The sequence below is a fragment of the Nocardiopsis codii genome (assembly GCF_036327455.1).
Classification (GTDB): Bacteria; Actinomycetota; Actinomycetes; order Streptosporangiales; family Streptosporangiaceae; genus Nocardiopsis; species Nocardiopsis codii.
Map to the genome: position 1 here is coordinate 93,176 of NZ_JAUZMY010000004.1, position 21,307 is coordinate 114,482.

Annotated in this window: 15 protein-coding genes; 7 read left to right on the plus strand and 8 right to left on the minus strand. The window is 71.6% G+C overall.

Annotated elements, in window-relative coordinates; genetic code table 11:
- Positions 1-121: 121 nt before the first annotated feature.
- The 3 genes from Q8791_RS05750 to Q8791_RS05760 all read left to right on the plus strand — a co-directional run bounded on the left by Q8791_RS05750 (position 122) and on the right by Q8791_RS05760 (position 4,256).
- Positions 122-2,611 (plus strand): AAA family ATPase, encoded by a 2,490-nt coding sequence (locus Q8791_RS05750; RefSeq protein ID WP_330090527.1) that lies wholly within the window; start codon positions 122-124, stop codon positions 2,609-2,611.
- A 67-nt stretch (positions 2,612-2,678) separates the two neighbouring features.
- On the plus strand, positions 2,679-3,410 hold the full coding sequence (locus tag Q8791_RS05755; protein ID WP_330090528.1) for a nucleotidyltransferase family protein: 732 nt from the start codon (positions 2,679-2,681) through the stop codon (positions 3,408-3,410).
- Between the two features lie 48 nt (positions 3,411-3,458).
- Entirely contained in the window at positions 3,459-4,256 is a 798-nt protein-coding gene (locus Q8791_RS05760; RefSeq protein ID WP_330090529.1) for a tyrosine-protein phosphatase, read from the plus strand.
- A gap of 61 nt (positions 4,257-4,317) precedes the next feature.
- Here the strand turns inward: Q8791_RS05760 and Q8791_RS05765 are convergent, their stop codons facing one another.
- Both Q8791_RS05765 and Q8791_RS05770 read right to left on the minus strand, forming a co-directional pair.
- A complete protein-coding gene (locus Q8791_RS05765; protein WP_330090670.1) occupies positions 4,318-5,934 on the minus strand; it encodes a hypothetical protein in 1,617 nt (538 codons plus the stop codon).
- Between the two features lie 208 nt (positions 5,935-6,142).
- Positions 6,143-6,430, minus strand: coding sequence for a three-helix bundle dimerization domain-containing protein (locus Q8791_RS05770; protein WP_330090530.1), 288 nt, complete (start codon positions 6,428-6,430; stop codon positions 6,143-6,145).
- Between the two features lie 569 nt (positions 6,431-6,999).
- On the opposite strand from Q8791_RS05770, the gene Q8791_RS05775 reads away from it, so the two are divergent.
- Both Q8791_RS05775 and Q8791_RS05780 read left to right on the plus strand, forming a co-directional pair.
- Positions 7,000-9,051 (plus strand): SpoIIE family protein phosphatase, encoded by a 2,052-nt coding sequence (locus Q8791_RS05775; protein ID WP_330090531.1) that lies wholly within the window; start codon positions 7,000-7,002, stop codon positions 9,049-9,051.
- A 238-nt stretch (positions 9,052-9,289) separates the two neighbouring features.
- Positions 9,290-10,981, plus strand: coding sequence for an RNA polymerase sigma factor (locus Q8791_RS05780; RefSeq protein ID WP_330090532.1), 1,692 nt, complete (start codon positions 9,290-9,292; stop codon positions 10,979-10,981).
- 305 nt (positions 10,982-11,286) lie between these two features.
- Here the strand turns inward: Q8791_RS05780 and yaaA are convergent, their stop codons facing one another.
- The gene (yaaA, locus tag Q8791_RS05785; RefSeq protein ID WP_330090533.1) at positions 11,287-12,084 is read right to left on the minus strand and encodes a peroxide stress protein YaaA; all 798 of its coding nucleotides are present in this window, start codon (positions 12,082-12,084) and stop codon (positions 11,287-11,289) included.
- Positions 12,085-12,478: 394 nt separating this feature from the next.
- On the opposite strand from yaaA, the gene Q8791_RS05790 reads away from it, so the two are divergent.
- On the plus strand, positions 12,479-13,168 hold the full coding sequence (locus tag Q8791_RS05790) for a GNAT family N-acetyltransferase (RefSeq protein ID WP_330090534.1): 690 nt from the start codon (positions 12,479-12,481) through the stop codon (positions 13,166-13,168).
- 87 nt (positions 13,169-13,255) lie between these two features.
- On the opposite strand, the gene Q8791_RS05795 is transcribed toward Q8791_RS05790, so the two are convergent.
- On the minus strand, positions 13,256-13,480 hold the full coding sequence (locus Q8791_RS05795) for a DUF7455 domain-containing protein (protein WP_330090535.1): 225 nt from the start codon (positions 13,478-13,480) through the stop codon (positions 13,256-13,258).
- A 470-nt stretch (positions 13,481-13,950) separates the two neighbouring features.
- Here Q8791_RS05795 and Q8791_RS05800 point away from each other — a divergent pair, with 470 nt between their 5' ends.
- Complete coding sequence (locus Q8791_RS05800) at positions 13,951-16,056, plus strand: DNA gyrase/topoisomerase IV subunit B (RefSeq protein WP_330090536.1); 2,106 nt, start codon at positions 13,951-13,953, stop codon at positions 16,054-16,056.
- Between the two features lie 66 nt (positions 16,057-16,122).
- Here the strand turns inward: Q8791_RS05800 and cds1 are convergent, their stop codons facing one another.
- The 4 genes from cds1 to Q8791_RS05820 form a co-directional block, all read right to left on the minus strand.
- A complete protein-coding gene (gene cds1 / locus Q8791_RS05805) occupies positions 16,123-17,265 on the minus strand; it encodes an L-cysteine desulfhydrase Cds1 (RefSeq protein ID WP_330090537.1) in 1,143 nt (380 codons plus the stop codon).
- Between the two features lie 173 nt (positions 17,266-17,438).
- Positions 17,439-17,765 carry a tetratricopeptide repeat protein gene (locus Q8791_RS05810; protein ID WP_330090538.1) on the minus strand — a complete coding sequence of 109 codons (327 nt, stop codon included), beginning with the start codon at positions 17,763-17,765 and terminating at the stop codon, positions 17,439-17,441.
- Between the two features lie 223 nt (positions 17,766-17,988).
- Entirely contained in the window at positions 17,989-18,519 is a 531-nt protein-coding gene (locus Q8791_RS05815; protein WP_330090539.1) for a beta-class carbonic anhydrase, read from the minus strand.
- Between the two features lie 82 nt (positions 18,520-18,601).
- The gene (locus Q8791_RS05820) at positions 18,602-21,088 is read right to left on the minus strand and encodes a DNA gyrase/topoisomerase IV subunit A (RefSeq protein ID WP_330090540.1); all 2,487 of its coding nucleotides are present in this window, start codon (positions 21,086-21,088) and stop codon (positions 18,602-18,604) included.
- Positions 21,089-21,307: the final 219 nt, after the last annotated feature.

Genomic DNA, 21,307 nt, shown 5'->3' on the forward strand with positions numbered 1-21,307 from the left:
ATCCGCCCCACTTGGGGCAAGGCTTTGGCTGTGGACGTCGGCCCCCCGACTCCAACCGGCCCCGCCCTCCACGGCCAGGAGAACCGACCGCCCACGGACCCCCACGCAGGAAGGGGCACGGATGACGCGCGAGATGCGCTCCACCGCCGCCGCGGAGCCGGGAGGCGCCTCGGGACTCGACCGCCTGCGCGCGCTCTACCACGGCGTCCCCCCGGCCAGGCGGCTCGTGGCCGCACTGGTCCTGGTCACGGTCGTCGCCGTCACGGCCCTGGTCGCCGGCGTCCCCGTCCTCGGAGTGCTCAGCGCGACCCTCGTCCTGCTGATGGCGTTCGCCGCGCTCATGCGGTCCCTCGACGCCTTCCTCGCCGTCGTCGTGTGCGTCGTGTGGCTCGCGGTGGCGGTGCCCCTCTTCCAGATCCCCCTCACGGGCGAACCCGTCACGCTGCTGGTCCTGCCGCTGCCACTGCTCGTCGTCCTGGCCGCCGGACGGGCCAGGGAGTTCCCCGCCTGGCACACCGCCGTGCTCTCGCTCACCGCCGGGCTGATCGCCGGGTTCTCCGTGGCCCTGGCGGGGATGGTCATCGACCCCTTCTCCGCCTCCTGGGGCATCGGCGCGCTGTACGCCGCCGCCGGCGCGTGCCTGCTGTGGCGCCTCTCCGCCTCCCGCCAGATCACCAGGGAGAGCGAGGCCAACCGGCGTGAGAACGCCTCGTCCATGCCCGTGTCCCGGCCCGGCGGAAAGAACAGGTCCGACCGCACCTCCGGGAGCGGCGGCGCGGACCGCAGGGGCCGCCCCCAGCCACTGCGGGGCCGCTCCGACACCGGTTCCGGCGCCACCCGTGCGAACGGCGGCGGCGCGCCCGACGACGAGCCCGTCCCCGTCGACCAGGCCCTGGCCGAACTGGAGGACATGATCGGTCTCGACCCGGTCAAACAGCAGGTCCGCGGTATCGCGGCCTCCATCGAGGCCGCCCGGCTGCGGGCCGACGCCGGGTTCCCCGTCGAACGCCCGCTGCGCCACCTGGTCTTCTCCGGGCCTCCCGGTACGGGCAAGACCAGCGTCGCCCGCACCCTGGCCACGATCTTCCACTCCTTCGGCCTGCTGCCCACCTCCCGCGTGGTCGAGGCCCAGCGCGCCGACCTGGTGGGGGAGTACTTGGGCGCCACCGCCATCAAGACCAACGAGCTCATCGACCGGGCCCTCGGCGGCGTCCTGTTCATCGACGAGGCGTACTCCCTGGTCAACGAGGGCGACGGCCAGTCCGACCGGTTCGGCAACGAGGCCGTGCAGACCCTGCTCAAGCGCGCGGAGGACGACCGCGACCAGCTCGTCGTCGTCCTCGCCGGGTACGAGAAGGAGATGGACGCCTTCCTGGCCTCCAACCCCGGCCTGGCCTCCCGCTTCGCCACCCGGATCACCTTTCCGAGCTACTCCGCGGACGAGCTCTTCCGCATCGCCGAGTCCCTCGTCCACCAGCGCGGCGACACCCTCGAGGCCGACGCGGGACGCGCTCTCCGGCGAAGATTCGACCAGGTGGTCCAGCGCGAGGTCGTCGACGACCTCGGCAACGGCCGGTTCGCCCGCTCGGTGGTCGAGAAGGCGGCCCAGGCCCGGGACGTGCGCGTGGTCACCACCGGCGTGGACGGTGGCACGCCCGCGCCGCGTCCCGAGGCGGAGGACCTCATCACGGTCCGGGCCGTCGACGTCGAGGCCGCCCACGCCGAGCTGACCTCCCGCCTGCCGGGGTTCGGCGCCTCGCCCGGCATCGAGGAGGCCCTGGCCGAACTGGACGCCATGATCGGGCTGGAACCGGTCAAGCAGCAGGTCCGCTCCATCGTGGCCCAGCTGCGCGTGGCCAAGCTCCGCGAGGAGCAGGGCCTGCTCAACCAGGCGCCCATGCGGCACTTCGTGTTCTCGGGTCCGCCCGGCACCGGCAAGACCACGGTCGCCCGGGTGCTCGGCCGTGTGTTCTCCGCCCTCGGCCTGCTCGGCCGTGCCGACGTGGTCGAGGCCCAGCGTGCCGACCTGGTGGGGGAGCACCTGGGGGCGACCGCCGTCAAGACCAACCGGCTCGTGGACCGGGCCCTGGGCGGGGTGCTGTTCGTGGACGAGGCGTACTCCCTGGTCAACCCCGGGTACAGCGGCGGGGACGCCTTCGGGGCCGAAGCCATCCAGACCCTGCTCAAGCGCGCGGAGGACGACCGCTCCCGGCTCGTGGTGGTGCTCGCCGGATACCCGGCCGAGATGGAGCGCTTCCTGGCCTCCAACGCCGGGCTGTCGTCCAGGTTCAACGTACGGGTGCGCTTCCCGTCCTACAGCGCGGACGAGCTCACCGAGATCGCCGAGGCGGTGGCCGCCCGTACCGGCGACACCTTCGACGACACCGCCCGCGAGGACCTGCGGAGCATCTTCGGGCACGTGTGCGAGGCCGGGTGGATCGACGACCTCGGCAACGGGCGCTTCGCGCGCTCCCTGTTCGAGAAGGCGTGCTCCCACCGGGACCTGCGGGTCTCCCAGGAGATGGGGGAGAACGCCACGGCCATCGAGCTCACCCTCGTCACGAGCGCGGACGTCCGCAAGGCCTACGCGGAGGCCACCCAGCAGTCCTAGGAGGGGCCTCCGGGCCCGGCCCGGAACGCCCGGAACCCGTCACAGGCGTGCTGCTAGTGTCCGACGCATGACCGCTGCACCCTCATCATCCACGTCCCCCGTCACCCAGGCGCTCATCCTCGCCGGTGGGCAGGCCACCCGGTTGCGGCCCTACACCGACACCCGCCCCAAGGCGATGGTGGAGGTGGCCGGACGGCCCATCATCGACTACCAGCTGGAGTGGCTGGAAGGCCACGGCGTCGAGCAGGTCGTGGTGTCCTGCGGCTACAAGGCCGAGGTCCTGCGCGAGCACCTCGCGGCCCGTGAGGGAGGGGCCGAGGTGTCGCTCCTGGTCGAGGACGAGCCGCTGGGGCGCGGCGGCGCCCTGCGCTACGCCGCGACCGGCCTGCGCGACCGGACCGCCCCCTACTTCGCGCTCAACGGCGACGTGCTGACCTGGTTCCCGCTGGACGAGCTGACCGCCCACCACCGCGCGAAGGACGGCCTGGCCACCCTCGCCCTCTCCCAGTTCCGCACGACCTGGGGCATCGTGGACGTGGACGACCAGGACAGGATCGAGGGGTTCACCCAGAGCCCCCTCCTGCCGGTGTGGATCAACGCCGGCGTGTACCTGTTCGAGCCGGGCATCACCCCGCTGCTGCCGGCCAAGGGGGACCACGAGTCCTCCACCTTCCCCGACCTGGCCGCGGAGGGGCGTCTGACCGCGTACAGGATCGACGGGTTCTGGCGCGGCGTGGACACCGCCAAGGACGTCAAGGAGGCGGGCGAGGAGATCACCGCCATGCGCGGAGGGCGGTGACCGCCTCCCGCGCAAGGCCGGATGCGGGCTGACGGGGCACCGGGGCGGGTGGGTATCGTCACGAGCGTGACGAATGACGGTTTCATCCTCTCCAGTGCCCCCAACTTCCGCGACCTGGGCGGGCTCCGCACCGCCGCCGGACGCACGGTCCGCCACGGCCTGCTGTACCGGTCCGACGCCCTCCACTCGATCTCCGAGGAGGAGGTGGAGGTCTACAACGGCCTGGGTATCCGGCAGCTGGTGGACCTGCGCACCCCCCACGAACGGGAGAGCCTGCCCGACATCACGCCGGAGGGCGCCGCGTACACCGCCGTGTCCGTGCAGAACCCGGAGGCGGCGGGCGCCAACTTCTCCGCCGCGCTCGCCGACCCCGAGGTCGCCCGGCGCATGTTCGCCGACGGCGCCGCCGACCGCTTCATGCACGGCGTCTACCGCGAGCTGGTCACGGACGCCGAGGCGCTCACCGGCTACCGCGACCTGGTCGATCGGGCCGCCAAGGGCCCGACCGCACTGGTCTTCCACTGCAGCGCGGGCAAGGACCGCACCGGCTGGGGCGCCGCCCTGCTGCTCGGCCTGCTGGGGGTGGACCGTGCGACCGTGGTCACCGACTACCTGGCCAGCAACGACCGGCAGGCCAACACCGACAAGTGGATGCGGCTGCTGTCCGAGAAGAGCGGCCTTCCCTGGGACGAGGTCGTCCCCATGACCCGGGTCCGCGCCGAGTACCTGGAGACCTCGTTCGGCCACATCGACGAGGTGTACGGGTCCTTCGACAACTACGTCGTCGACGGCCTCAAGGTGTCCGGCGGCACCGTGGAGCTGCTCCGGGAGCGCATGCTCCTGTAGCGCGGACCCTCCGGGGCCGCGACGGGGCCCGGCCCCGGAGGGCGCGGACGGGCCGGCGGTCCTACAGGGAGTCCAGCCGGCGGCGCAGGTCGCTCTCGGAGGTCGCCGAGTCCAGGACCTCGCCCAGCGCGGCCAGCACGACGGGGCGGGCCGCGCCGCGGTCCAGCATCCGCCGCGCCGCCGCCCACAGGTTGGCGGGCCGCCCGTGCCACAGCCGCCTGGCCAGGCGCTCGTGGCGGTCCAGCTCCAGCTCCCGCTCGGGGTCGTCTCCGGTGACCGGCCGGTACCACCGGTCCCGGCCGCTGGAGTGCCGGCCGCTGTGCGGGGTGGCGGCCTCGTACTCGCCGTAGTGGTCCAGACGCAGCAGGGCCCGCCGCCCCCGCGAAGTGTCCGGGTCGAACTCCTCCGGCGCCCACGTCACCATCTCGCTCGCCAGCAGGGGGAACGCGAACATCCGCCGGGCCAGCGACGCGAAGTCCCCGTCCGGCATCAGCCGGCGCACCGCCTCCTGGCGCAGCCCGAGGGGGCGCGCCGGGTCGCGGTAGACCCGGGCGAACTCCGCGGTGGACTCCCACACCGCGTCCAGCGTCGCGCCCACCGCCACGTCCGGAAGCCCGCCCTGGGCGCCCGCCCAGCGCACCCACGCGGCGAGCACGTGCGGCATGGCCTCCTGTTCCTCGGGCAGCAGCACCACGCGCCCGGGCAGCCAGTGCAGCAGGAAGGACTCCACCTTGCGCGGGCTGATCCGCATCGGCCGACCGCTGTCCACGTCGCAGCCGTGAGCGATGATGTGGTCGGCGCAGCGGCTCGCCGCGTAGGAGTCGGAGAGCTCCGCCGCCTCGTCCGAGGCGAGGAAGCGGGCGGCGAGCACGGCGCGCCGGTCGCGCCGCCACACCGGGACGGGTGAGGCGTCGACGCCGTCGGGCGGACCGGGAAGCGTGCGCACCCGGGCGTTGGCCAGCGCGAAGTGCGCGGCCAGGGAGCCCCCGGTCAGGTCGGAGACGGTCAGGCCGATCGGCTCGACGGTCGGCCCCGAGGCCCTGTCGGACGACGCCCCGGCCACCATCTGCTCCGTGCGGTCCAGCGCACGGGACAGCATGGCCCGCGCCGCCGTCAGCTCCACCTGGGAGAACCGGGCGAACTCGTCCGACTCGGCCCGTTCCCGGCAGCGGTCGAGCAGCTGTCCGACCTTGGTGGTGACCCACGCGTCGCGCAGGACGCCGCCGCCGTTGTGGTCGAGGACCAGGATCAGGGCGTGCTCGGGCGGGAGAGCCCCGGCTCCGTCGGAGCCGGCCCCGTCGCGGCTGAACACGCACACCACGTCATCCGTGTCGCCGAACTGGTCGCTGTTGACGTAGGCGGCGACCGGGCTGACCGCGCCCAGCTGGGAGGCCCATCGGGGCACCTGGAGGCCGCGCTCCTGGAGGGCGATCACCCCCTGCTCGGCCAGGCTCCGCTGGCCGGACGACGTGCCCAGGGCGGTGATCGCCGCCAGCACGCCCAGTCCCGCGGGCTTGCCCGAGGCTGTGGCGTGCGCGATCAGGCCCTCGCCGAGCAGCCGCTCGACGTCCATGCCCGGGACCCGCTCGCCCCACCAGCTGCCGAGCAGTTCGCTGAACGCCAGCTCGGCGTCGAGCGGATGGCGCATGGCGAGCATCGCCCGGGAGGCGCGCAGCATCTCGTCGAAGACGGCGCCGGGCACCGGTTCCGGACCTGTGGGCGTGGGAGGTGTAGGGGAGGGCACCGTCCGAGCGTATGACAGCCCCGGGCGTGGGGCTCCCGTCGACGCGATCCGGTCGTCCCGACCCGGCCCGCACGGTCCCGGACACGCGTGAAGCGCCGCTGCCCTCGGGGCGCGGCGTCCGGACCGTCGTCCGGGGAGGGGTTCAGCCCGGCCGCGGGACCGCGCGGTGACCGGTGAAGAGCGTGGTGCCCGACCTGCGCGGTGTCGCCCGGAGGGCCTGGGAGGGCGGCACCGAGTTCACCATCGCCTCCAGGTGCTCGCGGGCGACCCGCTCCACCAGGTGGGGCGTGACCGTGATGCCCAGGTGTTCGACGCACTGCCAGGTGTCACTGACGCAGCGTTCGACGGAGCGGTGGGACAAGCCGCTGAACTCGTCATGGAGCCGTGCCGAGATCCGTCTGAGATCCTGGACCGGGAAGGTCTGGAGCATTCTCGCTCACACCCCTAGCTGAAGATGGCCTGGACGGTGACCTTCACCCATTCCACTTGTTCTTGACGGACTGTCAACCCCTCTCAAGGCACGCGGTTGATAAAACCTCGGGGATGCACTGTTTACCCGGGTCCCACAGTTACCGCAGGTCGAAGCAGCAAAAGGGGTGTATCGGGCATATAACATTCGCGTTTCGGGGTGACGCCGCCAAACCAGCCACCATCGCCCATCGCCGGTAATTGTGGGAAAACACGCCGGGAAAACCGCCGGTCCGCCGTGTCCGGACCTCTGGGTGGCCTACCATTTACCTTCCGTCCCCACGGGCGGCCCCCCGGTGCGACGGCCGTTGCGCGCGGACGGGTGTGTCTTATGCTTAGCCGTGACAGCGGCCGAGAGGAGTCATGGAGCGTGACTCCCGGGAGCCGCGGAGCCCCCGATCGCCCTCGGCGCCGCACCCTCCGGTTTCACCACGTGGACGGCCCGCCCGGTCGACGGAGGCCACGCGGTCAAGGCAGAACCCCCAGCGGAAAACGAGTGGGGAATCCGACGGTTCCGGAGGTGTCGAGCAGTTGAGCGCCGAGACGTCCATTCCCCCATCCAGACTCAGCAGGGCGCAACTCCCCGACGCGGTGATATCCCTTCTCACCGACTCCCCGATCGGATTCGCCCTCCTCGGTCCCGACGACGTCTTCGGCACGATCAACCAGCGGCTGGCCGTCCTCCTCGGGCGCACCCCCGCCGAGTGCCTCGGCCGGACGCCCGACGACCTGCTGGAGGAGAGCGGCGACCAGGTCGCCGCCGCGGGCCACCGCGCCTCGCTGGCCGGTGTGCGCGAGAGCGGGCTCGCGATCCGCGACCGCCACCGCACGCCCTCCGGGCAGGTCTGGGACCTCACCTGGTTCCCCGTCACCGACCCCGGCACCGGCGACGAGCACGTCGCCCTCATCGCCGCGCACGACGGCGGCACCACCCGCCGCGACGAGCAGCGGCTGCGGGCACTGCTCCAGGCGGGCAACCAGATCGTCTGGGCCGCGGGGGCCGGGGGCGACATCCACGAGGACTGCCCCCAGTGGAGGGCCATCACCGGGCAGGAGCTCGACCGCTACCTCGGCCGCGGCTGGCTCGACGCGCTCCACCCCGACGACCGTCCCCGCGTCGAGCGCGCCTGGGACGACGCGGTCCTCGACATCACGCCCTTCGACGCCATGTTCCGTGTGCGCACCCGCTCCGGCGGCTACAGCCACTACCGGGCGCGGGCCAACCCGATCATGGACGGCACCGAGACGGCCGAGTGGGTCGGCACCCTCGTCGACATCACCACCGAACGCGAGGCGGACGAACTCCGCCAGCGCCTCAACCAGCAGCTCAGCGAGGCGGCCATGCGGACCGCCCGCCTCCAGAAGGCCACCTCCGACCTCGCCGAGGCGCTCACGGCCGCCGAGGTCGTCAACGCGATGTCGGAGATCGGCCGCTCCGGAGTGGGAGCCGACCACACCTGTGTGGTCCTGCTCGACCGCCACCGCCTGCGGCTGCACACCATGGCCGCCGCGCAGGAGCACCCCCTGCCCAGACCCGCGTTCCCCCTGGACCACCCGGACATCGCCGCCAAGGCGGTCGCCGACGGCCAGCCGCGCCTGGCCGCCAACCCGGCCGAGCTCGCGGTGCTGCTCGACGACGCGCCCATGGCCGCCGAACTCGTCCGGTCCACGCACGAGCGCGCCTGGGTGGCGCTGCCGATGATGGTCGCCGGGCGTCCCATCGGCGCGCTCCGCCTCGCCTTCTCCGCGCCCCGCGAGGTCACCGACGAGGAACGCGTGTTCCTGGAGGCCCTGGCGGGGCAGTGCGCGCTCGCCATCGGCCGCGCCACCCTCTACGAGCAGGAGCACAACACCGCCGAGGAGCTCCAGCGCAGCCTGCTGCCGGAGGAGCTCCCCGAGGTCCGGGGTGTGCGGCTCGCCGCCTACTACCGGTCCGGCTCCCAGAACGTGCAGGTCGGGGGCGACTGGTACGACGCCTTCCCGCTGCCCGACGGGCGCGTGGCCGGAGTGCTCGGCGACGTCATGGGAAAGGGGATTCCGGCAGCGGCGGGAATGAGTCGCATCCGGAACGCGTTGCGGGCACTGGCGTTCTCCATGCCGGAGCCCGCCGACGTCCTGGCGGGGCTGGACCGCATGTTCACCGCGACGGAGGGTATGGACCAGGTCACCACACTGGTCTACTTCGTCCTGGACCCGGTCACCGGCCAGCTCGACCTCAGCAACGCGGGACACCTCCCGCCGCTGGTCGTGGCGGGCAACGCCGGGCCGTCACTGCTCGACACCGAACCCGACACACCGCTCGGGATCAGCTCGCCACGAGGCCACCACAAATTCTTCGTGCAACCCGGTAACACCGTCGCCCTGTACTCCGATGGACTGGTTGAGAACCGCAAACGGTCCGTCGACTCCGGACTCGACGAGCTCGTCAGCGTGGCGGCGTCGGCTCCTCCGGAGGTGGTGGGCGATCCACAGCAGATGCTGGAGTACCTTGTTGAGAGCATGCTCGATGGGTATGAGCAGGACGATGACGTCACTCTGCTCGCCGTCCAGCTTCCGGTGATCGATTCCGTGTCGGAGCGGTAGACCGTACGAACAAGTCCATTGCCTTGCCTACAGTGAAGAAGCCGTTCCGCCCCGCGAAGCGGAGGTGGTCCCCCACGGGGAAGACCTCCGGGAGCGCATACGCTTGAAAGACAAACGGCTTCCCCGCCCCAGTGGGGACGATCCCAGGCCGCAGGTGGGAGAGGGTGTCGTGCCCGGTCCCGACCGGGCGGACCATTGGGTCCGACAATCTCGCCACACGTCCGTTCGAGAGGTGTTTGTGTCATCTGCCAGTTCGACTCGCTCGAAGCAGTCCGAGTCACTGCAAGAGCCCGTCATTCAGCAGCTGATCGAGCGTGGGCGGTCCCAGGGCTTTCTTGAGCCCGAGGACGTGCGCCGTGCCTTCGAAGAGGCCGAAATTCCGATGTCGCAGGCGCAGTCCGTGCTCCGCAGCCTCGCCAAGGAGGGTGTGACCGTACTCGTCCCCGAGTCGGCCTCCTCCCGGCGCAAGGCCCCGCGGCGCAAGACGGCGACCACGCGGTCCACCTCGACCAAGTCCACCACGACGACCACGACGAGCCGGGCCGCCAAGCCCGTGCGCGCCGCGGCCGCCCACGAGCAGCCCGAGACGGTCACCGCGGTGGTCGACTCCGCGGAGGGCACCCCCGGTGCCGACCGCAAGGGCGCGGTGAAGAAGACCGCGACCGCCAAGAAGGCGGCCCCCAAGAAGGCCGCGGCGGCCAAGAAGACGACCGCGACCAAGGGTCCGGCCGCCAAGAAGGCCGCGACCGCCAAGAAGGCGGGCAAGAAGGACCTCGAACTGGCCGCGGACGGCGAGTTCGAGGACGACGACGAGGGCCTGGACGACCTGGAGCACACCGGCGCCGAGCTGGAGCTGGTCGAGGACACCCCGGACACCCCGGACCCGTCCGACAAGGACGCCAAGCCGGCCAAGCCCGAGGCCGTGGGCTCGCCGGTCAAGCCTGACAAGGAGGACGAGTCCTTCGTCCTCTACGACGATGACGACGACGCCCCCGCCGCCCAGGTGGTCGCCGCCGGAGCCACCGCGGACCCGGTCAAGGACTACCTGAAGCAGATCGGCAAGGTGCCGCTCCTCAACGCCGAGCAGGAGGTCGAGCTCGCCAAGCGGATCGAGGCCGGCCTCTTCGCCGAGGAGAAGCTCTCGGACGAGGCCGACATCCTCACCTTCGAGCTGCGCGACGAGCTGGAGTGGATCGCCGAGGACGGCGGCCGCGCCAAGAAGCACCTGCTGGAGGCCAACCTCCGGCTGGTCGTGTCGCTCGCCAAGCGCTACACGGGCCGCGGCATGCTGTTCCTGGACCTGATCCAGGAGGGCAACCTCGGTCTGATCCGCGCCGTGGAGAAGTTCGACTACACCAAGGGCTTCAAGTTCTCGACCTACGCCACGTGGTGGATCCGTCAGGCGATCACCCGCGCCATGGCCGACCAGGCCCGCACCATCCGTATCCCGGTGCACATGGTCGAGGTCATCAACAAGCTGGCCCGTGTCCAGCGCCAGATGCTCCAGGACCTGGGCCGCGAGCCCACCCCGGAGGAGCTGGCCAAGGAACTCGACATGACCCCGGAGAAGGTCGTCGAGGTGCAGAAGTACGGCCGCGAGCCGATCTCCCTGCACACCCCGCTGGGCGAGGACGGCGACAGCGAGTTCGGTGACCTCATCGAGGACTCCGAGGCGATCCAGCCGGGCGAGGCGGTCAGCTTCACCCTGCTCCAGGAGCAGCTGCACTCGGTGCTGGACACCCTGTCCGAGCGCGAGGCCGGCGTCGTCTCCATGCGGTTCGGGCTCACCGACGGCCAGCCGAAGACTTTAGACGAGATCGGCAAGGTCTACGGGGTCACCCGTGAGCGCATCCGGCAGATCGAGAGCAAGACGATGTCGAAGCTCCGTCACCCGTCGCGTTCGCAGGTGCTCCGCGACTACCTGGACTAGGTCCTCCGGGTAGTTCCGACCGAAGCAGACCGTGTGTCCGTTGTGCCGCCCCGCCCACGTGCGGGGCGGCACAACGGCTTCCGGCGCCATGTCGGCCCACGGGCGTGGCGACCCCCGCGTGTCCTCGGCGTCCGGCGGGAACGCCCCTCCCCGCGTGTGCGGTGCGGCGTCCCGGGGTGTGTTCGTCGTCCATCCGACGCCGCCCATGGTGTCGCACGCGCTGTAGGTGCGGCATAAAGTTGCGATACCGAGTCGTTATGTCGCGGGGAGTGACTGTGCGTCACTCCTGCCTCACGCGTCCGCCGTCAGTCGCGGACGACCACGTCCATGACCCGGGAGGCCCCTGCCCGTGCCGCGGGCGGCAGCTCCACGGTGTGCCCCAGGTCCCGCAGGGCCGACACCAGCTCCTCCGGGGTGCCGGCGTCCACGCCCTCCACGAGCAGGGCGCGGGCGATGTCGCCCCGGGTCGCCTTGGCCATGTGGCTGACCACCGAGCGCTTGACGGACCCGTCCACCTCGCGCTCGCGCAGTACGCGCACCGCCACGGTGCGCCCGGCGGCCTCCCCGGCCGGCCGGAACGCGGCGGCGTAGGAGGCCGAGCGGCAGTCCACCAGCAGCCGGCCCTCGGAGAGGCCGCCCAGCGGCCCCGCCAGGGCGCGGCGCCAGTGGGCTCCCAGACCGCCGAGCGGGGGGAGCCGCACCCCCATGGACAACCGGTACGGGGGCAGCCGGTCGGAGGGTCCGACGACGCCCCACAGGCCGGAGAAGACCAGGACCCGCTCGCGGACGCGGTCGGCGGCCGGTGATCCGAGGAGGTCGGGAAGCCCCAGCCGGTCGTAGAGGACGCCCGTGTACAGCTCGGCGGCGCGCAGCGTCGGCGCGGTCGCCACGTCCAGGTTGCGCTTGAGCGCGTCGGCCTGGTTGACGGTCAGGCCCAGCACGTCCATGGCGACGTCCTCGGGCCCCGAGCACAGCTCCGTCAGAGCCTCCGCCACCTGCTCACGGGCGGGCGCGAGCTCCGGCAGGGTGAGCGCGCCCGTGTCCAGGCGCGGCCCCTCCCCGGAGGTGGCCTTGCCCTCGGACGGCGGCAGCAGGACGAGCATGGTGCGGACTCCCCGGTGGGCGAGGGCGGTGGGTGCCCGCCCATGGTAGGGCGTGTGCGGCGGCGCGGGGCGGGCTCGGGGGATCCCGACGGCGAGGGTGACGAAGGCGACGCACACGGGACTGCCGGCCAGGTCGCGTCCCGTCCGTCATCCCGGGGCCGCCGGGCCCCTCCCGCCGCACCGCTGCGCCCGCGGGGCGCGGCCGGGCCGGACTTCGCCCCGGCCCGCGGGACACCCCTCCGGGGCGTGACCGGGGGCGCCCCTCCACGGCGGCCGTCCGGGGGCGGGCGCCGGGTCCGCAGGGGGTGCCGTTGCCACCGGGGCAGCGAACCCGCAGGGGCGGCCCCCGGATAGCATCGTCCGCTTCTGCCGACGAGGACTCCGGGGAGCGGACATGCACGAGTGGGCGGCACGGGTGGCGCGGGACTGGCCCGCTTTCGGTGTGGAGACGCGCGGGGGCTGGCGCCTCGGCTTCGCGGACGGTGTCACCAAGCGGGCGAACTCCGCGCTGCTCGTGGACCCCGGGGCGGACGTCGCCGAGGTCACCGCCTTCTACACCGAGCGCGGGGTGCGGCCGTGCGCGCAGGTGTGGCCGGGGGAGGAGGACGCCGACGCCAGGCTGGCGGAGCACGGCTACGCGGTGGTGGAGCCCACCCTCGTCCTCGCCCGCGAACTGCGGGAGCGCCCGGAGGCCGACGGATCCTCCCTGATCACCACCCGGCCCACCCCCGGGTGGTCCGCCCTCTTCGGGCGCACCGGGGTGGACGGGCGCACGGCGGACACCGTCACGCGCATCCTCGGGCAGGTCGACACCGCCTACGGGGTCGCTGCCGCGGGGGAGGGGCGGGGCTGCGCCGTCGTGGACGGGGAGTCGGTCGGGATCTGCGCCATGGTCACCGCACCCGAGGCGCGCGGCAGGGGGGTGGCCTCCGTCCTCCTCGCCGACCTGCTGCGCTGGGCGCACGACAGGGGCGCCCGGAGCGCCTACCTGTGCGTCGTGGAGGGGAACGAGCCGGCCCTGCGGCTGTACGGGAGCGCCGGGTTCGGCCCCGTCTCCCGCTACCACAACCGGGTCCTGGGCTGAGGGCGGCGGGGGTCGCGCACAACGAGGACGGCGGCCCCCGGAGGGGCCGCCGTCGGTGTCAGGCCGTGTTCTCTTGTGCTCGTGTGGCTAACGCTCGTCCGTGGAGTTCTTGCTCTCGGTGAGCTTGTCGGTCTCGTCCTGGATGTCCGAAGCGATCTTTCGGAGAGAGTCGTCGTGCTTGCGCATGTGGTGCGCGCAGAACAGGAGTTCGCCGCCGGAGTTCAGCAGCACCCGGACGTAAGCCTGTGCACCACAGCGGTCGCAACGGTCAGCAGCCGTCAGCGGCTGGGTGGGGGCAAGGGTTCCAGTCACTTCGCCATCCTCAATACTCGGCGTTAGTCACCTCTGACAACATCTAACCCGACCCAGACGTTCCCAACCAGCTGCCGTGTACGCCGACAGCGGAATCTGTCTGGTTGGTGCCTGGAAGGAACGCTTTGGCCCTTTCTTGCCGGTCGACTGTTCTCACTCCCGTTCTACCCCCCGGGAGGGGCCTGCATCCCCGGAAAAGGGGAGTATCCAGGTCGCATCCACCAGAGGTGGTAGTCTCGCGCGGGGCAGGACCCGTGCTCCCTCCACCCTGTTTCAGCGGAACCCGCTCCGTGCGCTCCCGGCGACGACGCCGGTAGGCGCCCCAGTGGTGCATGCCCGCCCATCCCGCCGCGCGCGAGGGAAAGCGACCGGCGCGCCGTGGCCAGGCCCCCCTTCGTCGGTGCGGCGCGATACAAAGGGCACGCACCGCATCAGACCCCGATGGCCCTCGAAACGCAGGAGATGTCCGAGTGACCGCCTTGACCGCAGCCGTCCACGACCCGGGGGACTACTCAGCCCGGCACCTGTCGGTCCTCGAAGGTCTCGAGGCGGTGCGCAAACGTCCGGGCATGTACATCGGGTCCACCGACAGCCGCGGCCTCACCCACTGCATGTGGGAGATCATCGACAACTCCGTCGACGAGGCCCTGGGTGACTTCTGCGGCCGGATCGACGTCACACTGCACGCCGACGGATCGGTGGCGGTCAGTGACGACGGGCGCGGTATCCCGGTCGACCTGGAGCCCAAGTCCGGGCTGTCCGGTGTGGAGTTGGTCATGACCAAGCTCCACGCGGGCGGCAAGTTCGGCTCGGGCTCCTACACCGCCTCCGGCGGCCTGCACGGCGTCGGCGCCTCCGTCGTGAACGCCCTGTCCGCCCGGGTCGACGTCGAGGTGGACCGCCAGGGCCGGACCCACGCGATGAGCTTCCGCCGGGGCATCCCCGGCCGCTTCGCCGGTCCGGGCCCCGACGCCGAGTTCACCCCCACGTCCGGGCTGGACCAGGTCCGCAAGGTCGCCCAGAGGACCACCGGCACCCGCATCCGGTTCTGGCCGGACATGCAGATCTTCCTCAAGGACGCGGAGATCACCCGCGACAACCTGCTCGACCGGGCCCGCCAGACCGCGTTCCTCGTCCCCGGACTGACCATCGCCGTGCGCGACGAGCGCGCCGAGGGGGAGCCCGCCCACGAGGAGGAGTTCCGCTTCGACGGCGGCATCGGCGAGTTCTGCACCTTCCTGGCCCCGGACGACCCGGTCAGCGACGTCCTGCGCATCCAGGGCAGCGGGAGCTTCACCGAGACCGTCCCGGTCCTGGACGACGCCGGGCACATGGTGCCCGCCGACGTCGAGCGCCGCCTCGACGTCGACGTCGCCCTGCGCTGGGGCACCGGCTACGACACGACCGTGCGCTCCTTCGTCAACGTGATCGCCACGCCCAAGGGCGGCACGCACATCAACGGGTTCGAGCGCGCGCTGGTGCGGGTCGTCAACGACCAGCTGCGCGCCACCAAGCTGCTCAAGAACAGCGACGACCCCGTCACCAAGGACGACACGCAGGAGGGGCTCACGGCGGTCGTCACCGTCCGGCTGCCCGAACCGCAGTTCGAGGGCCAGACCAAGGAGATCCTCGGCACCTCCGCCGCGACCCGCATCGTCTCCCAGGTGGTCGGCAAGGAGCTGCGCGAGTTCCTCACCTCCACCAAGAAGCTGGAGAAGGCCAAGGCCCGCACGGTCCTGGAGAAGGTCGTGGGCGCCGCCAAGGCGCGGCTGGCCGCCCGTCAGCAACGGGAGACCCAGCGGCGCAAGAACGCCCTGGAGAACTCGGCGCTGCCCGCCAAGCTGGTCGACTGCCGCAGCGAGGGGCTGGAGCACAGCGAGCTCTTCATCGTCGAGGGGGACTCCGCGCTGGGCACCGCCAAGCTGGCGCGCAACTCGGAGTTCCAGGCACTGCTGCCGATCCGGGGCAAGATCCTCAACGTGCAGAAGTCGTCGGTCACCGACATGCTCAAGAACGCCGAGTGCGCCGCGATCCTCCAGGTGATCGGCGCGGGGTCGGGCCGGACCTTCGACATCGACGCCGCGCGCTACGGCCGGATGATCCTCATGGCCGACGCGGACGTGGACGGCGCGCACATCCGCTGCCTGCTGCTCACGCTCATCTACCGCTACATGCGGCCGATGCTGGAGGCCGGGCGGGTGTTCGCCGCGGTGCCGCCGCTGCACCGCATCGAGCTGACCAACGTCCGGCGCAAGCGGGGCGCCAAGCCCGAGGACCGCTACATCTACACCTACTCCGACGCCGAGCTGCAGCGCACCCTGCTGGACCTGGAGAAGCGCAAGATCGGCTGGAAGGAGCCGGTGCAGCGGTACAAGGGCCTGGGCGAGATGGACGCGGACCAGCTGGCGGAGACCACCATGGACCCCCGCCACCGGACCCTGCGCCGGATCCGGGTCGAGCAGGCCGAGGAGGCCGCGGCCGTGTTCAACCTGCTGATGGGCAACGAGGTGGCGCCGCGGCGCAAGTTCATCCAGCAGGGCGCACAGGAGCTGGACATCGCGCGCGTCGACATCTGACCATCTGACCCGGGCCCCGTCGGCTCCGCGTGAGGGCCCGCACACCGTGCGGGCCCTCACGCGTCCTCAGGGTGCGCCGGGGGGCTCCCACACGCCTTCTCCGAGGAAGCGGTCGATGGCGGCCCGGTAGGGGGCGGGGTCCAGCCCCTTCTGCGCCACCCACGCGTCGTTGTAGTAGCTGTGCTGGTAGCGTTCGCCGCCGTCGCAGATCAGGGTGACCACACTGCCCCTGCGGCCCTCACGGAGCATCCTGGCGACGAGGTGCCACACCCCCCACAGGCTGGTGCCCGTGGATCCCCCCGCGGACAGGCCGGTGTGGTCGTGCAGCTGCCGCATCGCGGCGATGCTCGCCGCGTCGGGCACCGGGATCATCAGGTCGATCACCGAGGGGACGAAGCTCGGCTCCATGCGGGGGCGGCCGATGCCCTCGATCCGGGACGGCATGCCCGTGGCGTAGTCCGCGGCGCCGCTCACCCAGCCGGGGAAGAACGCCGAGTTCTCCGGGTCGACCACGGCCAGGCGGGTGTCCAGGCGCCGGTAGCGCAGGAACCGGCCGATGGTCGCGGACGTTCCGCCGGTGCCCGCCCCCACCACGATCCAGTCCGGGCAGGGGTAGCGCTCCATGCCGAGCTGCTCGAAGATCGACTCGGCGATGTTGTTGTTGCCCCGCCAGTCGGTGGCCCGCTCGGCGTAGGTGAACTGGTCCATGTAGTGGCCGCCGCTCTCCGCCGCGATCCGCTCCGCCTCGGTGTACATCGCCGGAGGGCTGTCCACGAAGTGGCACCGGCCGCCGTACCGCTCGATGAGGGCGATCTTCTCCGGGCTGGTCCTGCGGGGGATGACCGTGATGAAGTCCAGCCCGATCAGCTGCGCGAAATAGGCCTCCGACACGGCGGTGGACCCCGAACTGGCCTCCACGACGGTGGTGTCCTCGCGGATCCACCCGTTGGCGAGCCCGTACAGGAACAGCGAACGTGCCAGCCGGTGCTTGAGGCTGCCGGTGGGGTGCACCGACTCGTCCTTCAGGTACAGGTCGATGCCCCACTCCGGGGGCAGAGGGAAGACGTGCAGGTGGGTGTCGGCCGAGCGGTTCGCGTCCGCCACGACCTTGCGCACGGCCTCGTCGACCCAGGCGCGAGTGCCGTCGTCGGAGCGGTCGACCCACGGTGGAGCGTCGTCCGGTTCCGGTCCGGTTGGTGAGGATGCCATGGTCAGCAGGGTAGCCTTCCGCGTTCGCCGTTCCTCCCGCACCCCGGCGCGCGGGAGGCCGGGCCCTTGCGGGTCCGGCCTCAGGTCGTGGACGTACGACCGCCCGGGCGGCGGCCCCTGCGCCGGCGGAGTCCGCGGCGCCGGGGGCGGGCCGGGTCGCGCGCAGGCCGCTCTCAGTCCAGCGAACCCCCGGACATCACCGAGTACATGCGCCTGTACGTGGCCGCCTCGTCGTGGCGGCTCTGGCGCTCCAGCGTGCGGGCGAGCGCGATGTGCGCCCAGTTGTCCACCGGGTCCAGCTCGATGATCCTGCGGAAGGTCCTCTCGGCCTTGTTGAGCTGAGCGGAGTGGAAGTAGGCACGCCCCAGGAGCTCCAGCAGCGACCGGCTGTCGGGTTCGTGCTCGACGATGGGTTCGAGGGTGCGGGCCGCGTAGATCGGGTCGCCCAGTTCCATGAACATGCGCGCGCGGTTGTAGGTCTCGTAGGTGCTCTCTTCCACGGTGCTCCTTCCGACGGCGAGCCGTCCCGGATCACAACGGCCGGGTGTGCGGCCGCATTCCCCGGGGTGGCGCGTGGGGGAGGAGGCGCTCGGCGGGGTCCGGTGCGACCCACTGGCGCCACCACTTCCACTAGAGGGATCCCCGCACACGTGGCCCGCACACCCGGTCTGCCGACCGGGCCGGTGCTCCCGCCGGAAGGGGACGCCGTCCCGGCCCGTGCCCTCAGAGCTCCGTCGGGGAGATCCGCCCGCTGTCCACGTCGTAGATCGCGCCCGCGACGGGCAGGCCGGCGGGGAGGAGCGGATGGTGGCGGATGCGCTCGAGGTCGTGCTGGAGGGCGCCCAGCTGGTCGCTGTTCGTGTGGAACTCCAGGCTCCGCGTGTCCACCCCGTACTCCTCCTGGATGAGGTCGTGGACGACGTCGTCGTTGGCCACGGACGCCATCTTGCAGCGGGTGTGCGGCAGGACCAGCACCCGCTCGACCCCGAGCAGGTACACCGCCAGGACCAGGGTGCGCAGGGTGTCGTCGGTCACCCGGGCGCCGGCGTTGCGCAGGATCTTGGCGTCGCCCGGCTCCAGGCCGAGCATGTCCAGGGGCTCGATCCTGGAGTCCATGCAGGTCACCAGGGCGAGGCCGCGCGCGGCGACCGGTTTGAGCCCGGCCAGCGAGAAACCGGCCGTGTAGTCCGCGTTGGCCGCGAACACGTCGTCGAAGGCGCCGGAGGAGGGGACGGCGCCGCTGTTGTCTCCCATGTGGAGTCACTCCCTTGTCCTTGGTCGCAGATGTGCCGTGCACATCGAAGCACTCCGATGTGCACGGCACGTTGCGACGAGATCAGGCGCCCGCCCCGGGAACCGTGATCCCGGAGTCGGTGTGCCCGCTACCAACAGTAACGATGGCCCTCGGGAGGGCGTCACCCGACCCGTCCCGGCGGTCGCTCGTATCGGGCAGGCGCACCGGCTTGCCGTCCGCCCGCGAGGCGCGGGCCGGGGCCCGGCCGATCCAGCCGAACAGCAGGGTGTCCTCGCCCTTGAGGTAGCGGTGGCAGCGCACACCACCGGTGGCGCGGCCCTTCGTCGGATAGGTCTCGAAGGGGGTGACCTTGGCCGAACCGGCCTGTGTGCCGTCCAGGGCGTCGGACGAACCGGAGACGGTGACCACCACCGAGTCCTCGGGACTCGGCACGGCGCCGAACCAGAGCACGCGTGCCTCCTCCGACAGGCGCACGCCGGACACACCTCCCGCGGGCCTGCCCTGCGGGCGCACGGTGGCCGCGGAGAAGCGCAGCAGCTGCGCCTCCGAGGTGATGAACGCGAGGTCCTCCTCGCCCGAGGACAGCTGGGTGACACCGATGACGCGGTCGTCGTCCTTGAGCGCGATGACCTCGAAGTCGTCCTTGTTGGGCGGGTAGTCCGGGGCGACCCGCTTGACCACGCCCCCGACCGTGCCCACGGCGAATCCGTGCCCCGAGGCGTTCATCGCGACCACCGACACGACGCGTTCGCCCTCCTCGAGCTGGACGAACTCTCCGACGTCCAGGCCCGAGGCCAGGGGCGGTCGCTCCTCGTCCCGGTCCGGCAGCTCGGGCAGCTCCACCACCGGGACGCGGATCATCCGGCCCAGGTCGGTGACCAGGCCGACGTCCGAACGCGACGTGGTGGGGACCGACACGTGGATCGCGTCGTGCCGGGTGCGCAGCCCCTCGTAGACGCGCGGCACGGTGGCGCCCTTGCTGCGGCCGATGGCGCCGTCCACGCCGAACAGCACGTGGCAGGGCTGGTCGGCCATCTCCAACGGGACGACGGCGCTGCGTGCGGCGCCGTCGCTCTCGCGGAGCTGGGTGCGGCGCGGGGTGGCGAACTCCTTGGAGACGTCGGCGAGCTCCTTGGAGACCACGCGGCGCAGCTTCTTGTCGGAGTCCAGGATCGCGGTCAGCGAGTCGATCTCCTGGTTGAGCTTCTCCCGCTCGGCCTCCAGCTCCAGCCGGTCGAAGCGGGTCAGCCGGCGCAGCGGTGTGTCCAGGATGTAGCGGGCCTGGATGTCGGACAGGCCGTAGGCGCCCATGAGGGACTCGCGGGCCGCCGCCGTGTCGTCGGCCTCGCGGATGAGGGCGATGACGCGGTCGATGTCCAGCAGCGCCGTGACCAGGCCGTCCACCAGGTGGAGCCGCTCCTGCCGCTTCGTGCGGCGGAACTCGCTGCGGCGGCGGACGACCTCCAGGCGGTGGTTGACGTACACCTCGAGGAGTTCGCGCAGGCCCAGGGTCTGGGGCTGGCCTTCCACCAGGGCGACGTTGTTGATGCCGAAGGACTCCTCCATCGGCGTGAGCCGGTAGAGCTCCTCCAGCACGGCCTCGGGGTTGAAGCCGTTCTTGAGCTCGATCACCAGGCGCAGGCCCTGGGTGCGGTCGGTGAGGTCCTTCAGGTCCGAGATGCCCTGGAGCTTCTTGGACTGGACCAGCTCCTTGATGCGGCTGACGACCTTCTCCGGCCCCACGTTGTAGGGGAGCGCGGTGACGACCAGACCGGTGCGGCGCGCGGAGACCTTCTCGATGGCGACGGTGGCGCGCGTCTTGAAGGTGCCCCGGCCGCTGCGGTAGGCGTCGCGGATGCCGTCCAGTCCGACGATGGTCCCGCCCGTGGGCAGGTCCGGACCGGGCACGAACTCGGTGAGCTCCTCCAGGGTCGCGTCGGGGTGGGAGATCAGGTGGCGCGCGGCCGCGATGACCTCGCCCAGGTTGTGGGGGGCCATGTTGGTGGCCATGCCCACGGCGATGCCGGAGGCCCCGTTGACCAGCAGGTTGGGGAAGGAGGCCGGAAGGACCTCGGGTTCGGTCTCCTGTCCGTCGTAGTTCGGTTTGAAGTCGACGACGTTCTCGTCGATGGAGGAGACCAGCAGTTCGGCGGCGCGGTCCAGCCGGGCCTCGGTGTAGCGCATGGCGGCGGGGGCGTCGTCGCCGCCCAGCGAACCGAAGTTGCCGTGGCCGTCGACCAGGGGCACGCGCATCGCGAAGGACTGGCTGAGACGGACGAGGGCGTCGTAGATGGCGCTGTCACCGTGGGGGTGGAGCCGACCCATCACGTCCCCGACCACGCGGGCGCACTTGACGTGCCCGCGGTCGTGCCGGAGTCCCATCTCGTTCATCTGGTAGAGGATGCGCCGCTGCACCGGCTTCATGCCGTCGCGGGCGTCTGGGAGCGCGCGTTGGTAGATGACCGAGTACGCGTACTCCAGGAAGCTGCCTCGCATCTCCTCGGAGACGTCGATGTCGATGATCTTCTCGGCGAGATCCTCGGGGGGACGGGAAGTAGTACGGGCCATGTCCGTAATTCTGGCCTGTGCCAGAGACTGAAACGTACGCAGACGCGTGGTTGGGACTGTGTGAGTCGCGCGACTGAGGGGTTTTGACCGCCTGCGACGTGGTTTTCGCCCCGAAAGCAGGGAGGGGCGAAAAGCACCGTCTCGTGACCGGGGGTCCGCCTCCCGGACACCCCGTGACGTGGGGGTGTGCCCCCTGGGGGCCGGGGGACGGCCCCCAGG

Excerpts from the sequence above, each read along its gene's own strand:
- Q8791_RS05750 (WP_330090527.1), top strand. The coding sequence starts at position 122 with ATGACGCGCGAGATGCGCTCCACCGCCGCCGCGGAGCCGGGAGGCGCC.
- Q8791_RS05755 (WP_330090528.1), top strand. The coding sequence starts at position 2,679 with ATGACCGCTGCACCCTCATCATCCACGTCCCCCGTCACCCAGGCGCTC.
- Q8791_RS05765 (WP_330090670.1), bottom strand. The coding sequence starts at position 5,934 with ATGCTGCGCGCCTCCCGGGCGATGCTCGCCATGCGCCATCCGCTCGAC.
- Q8791_RS05770 (WP_330090530.1), bottom strand. The coding sequence starts at position 6,430 with ATGCTCCAGACCTTCCCGGTCCAGGATCTCAGACGGATCTCGGCACGG.
- yaaA (WP_330090533.1), bottom strand. The coding sequence starts at position 12,084 with ATGCTCGTCCTGCTGCCGCCGTCCGAGGGCAAGGCCACCTCCGGGGAG.
- Q8791_RS05790 (WP_330090534.1), top strand. The coding sequence starts at position 12,479 with ATGCACGAGTGGGCGGCACGGGTGGCGCGGGACTGGCCCGCTTTCGGT.
- cds1 (WP_330090537.1), bottom strand. The coding sequence starts at position 17,265 with ATGGCATCCTCACCAACCGGACCGGAACCGGACGACGCTCCACCGTGG.
- Q8791_RS05815 (WP_330090539.1), bottom strand. The coding sequence starts at position 18,519 with ATGGGAGACAACAGCGGCGCCGTCCCCTCCTCCGGCGCCTTCGACGAC.
- Q8791_RS05820 (WP_330090540.1), bottom strand. The coding sequence starts at position 21,088 with ATGGCCCGTACTACTTCCCGTCCCCCCGAGGATCTCGCCGAGAAGATC.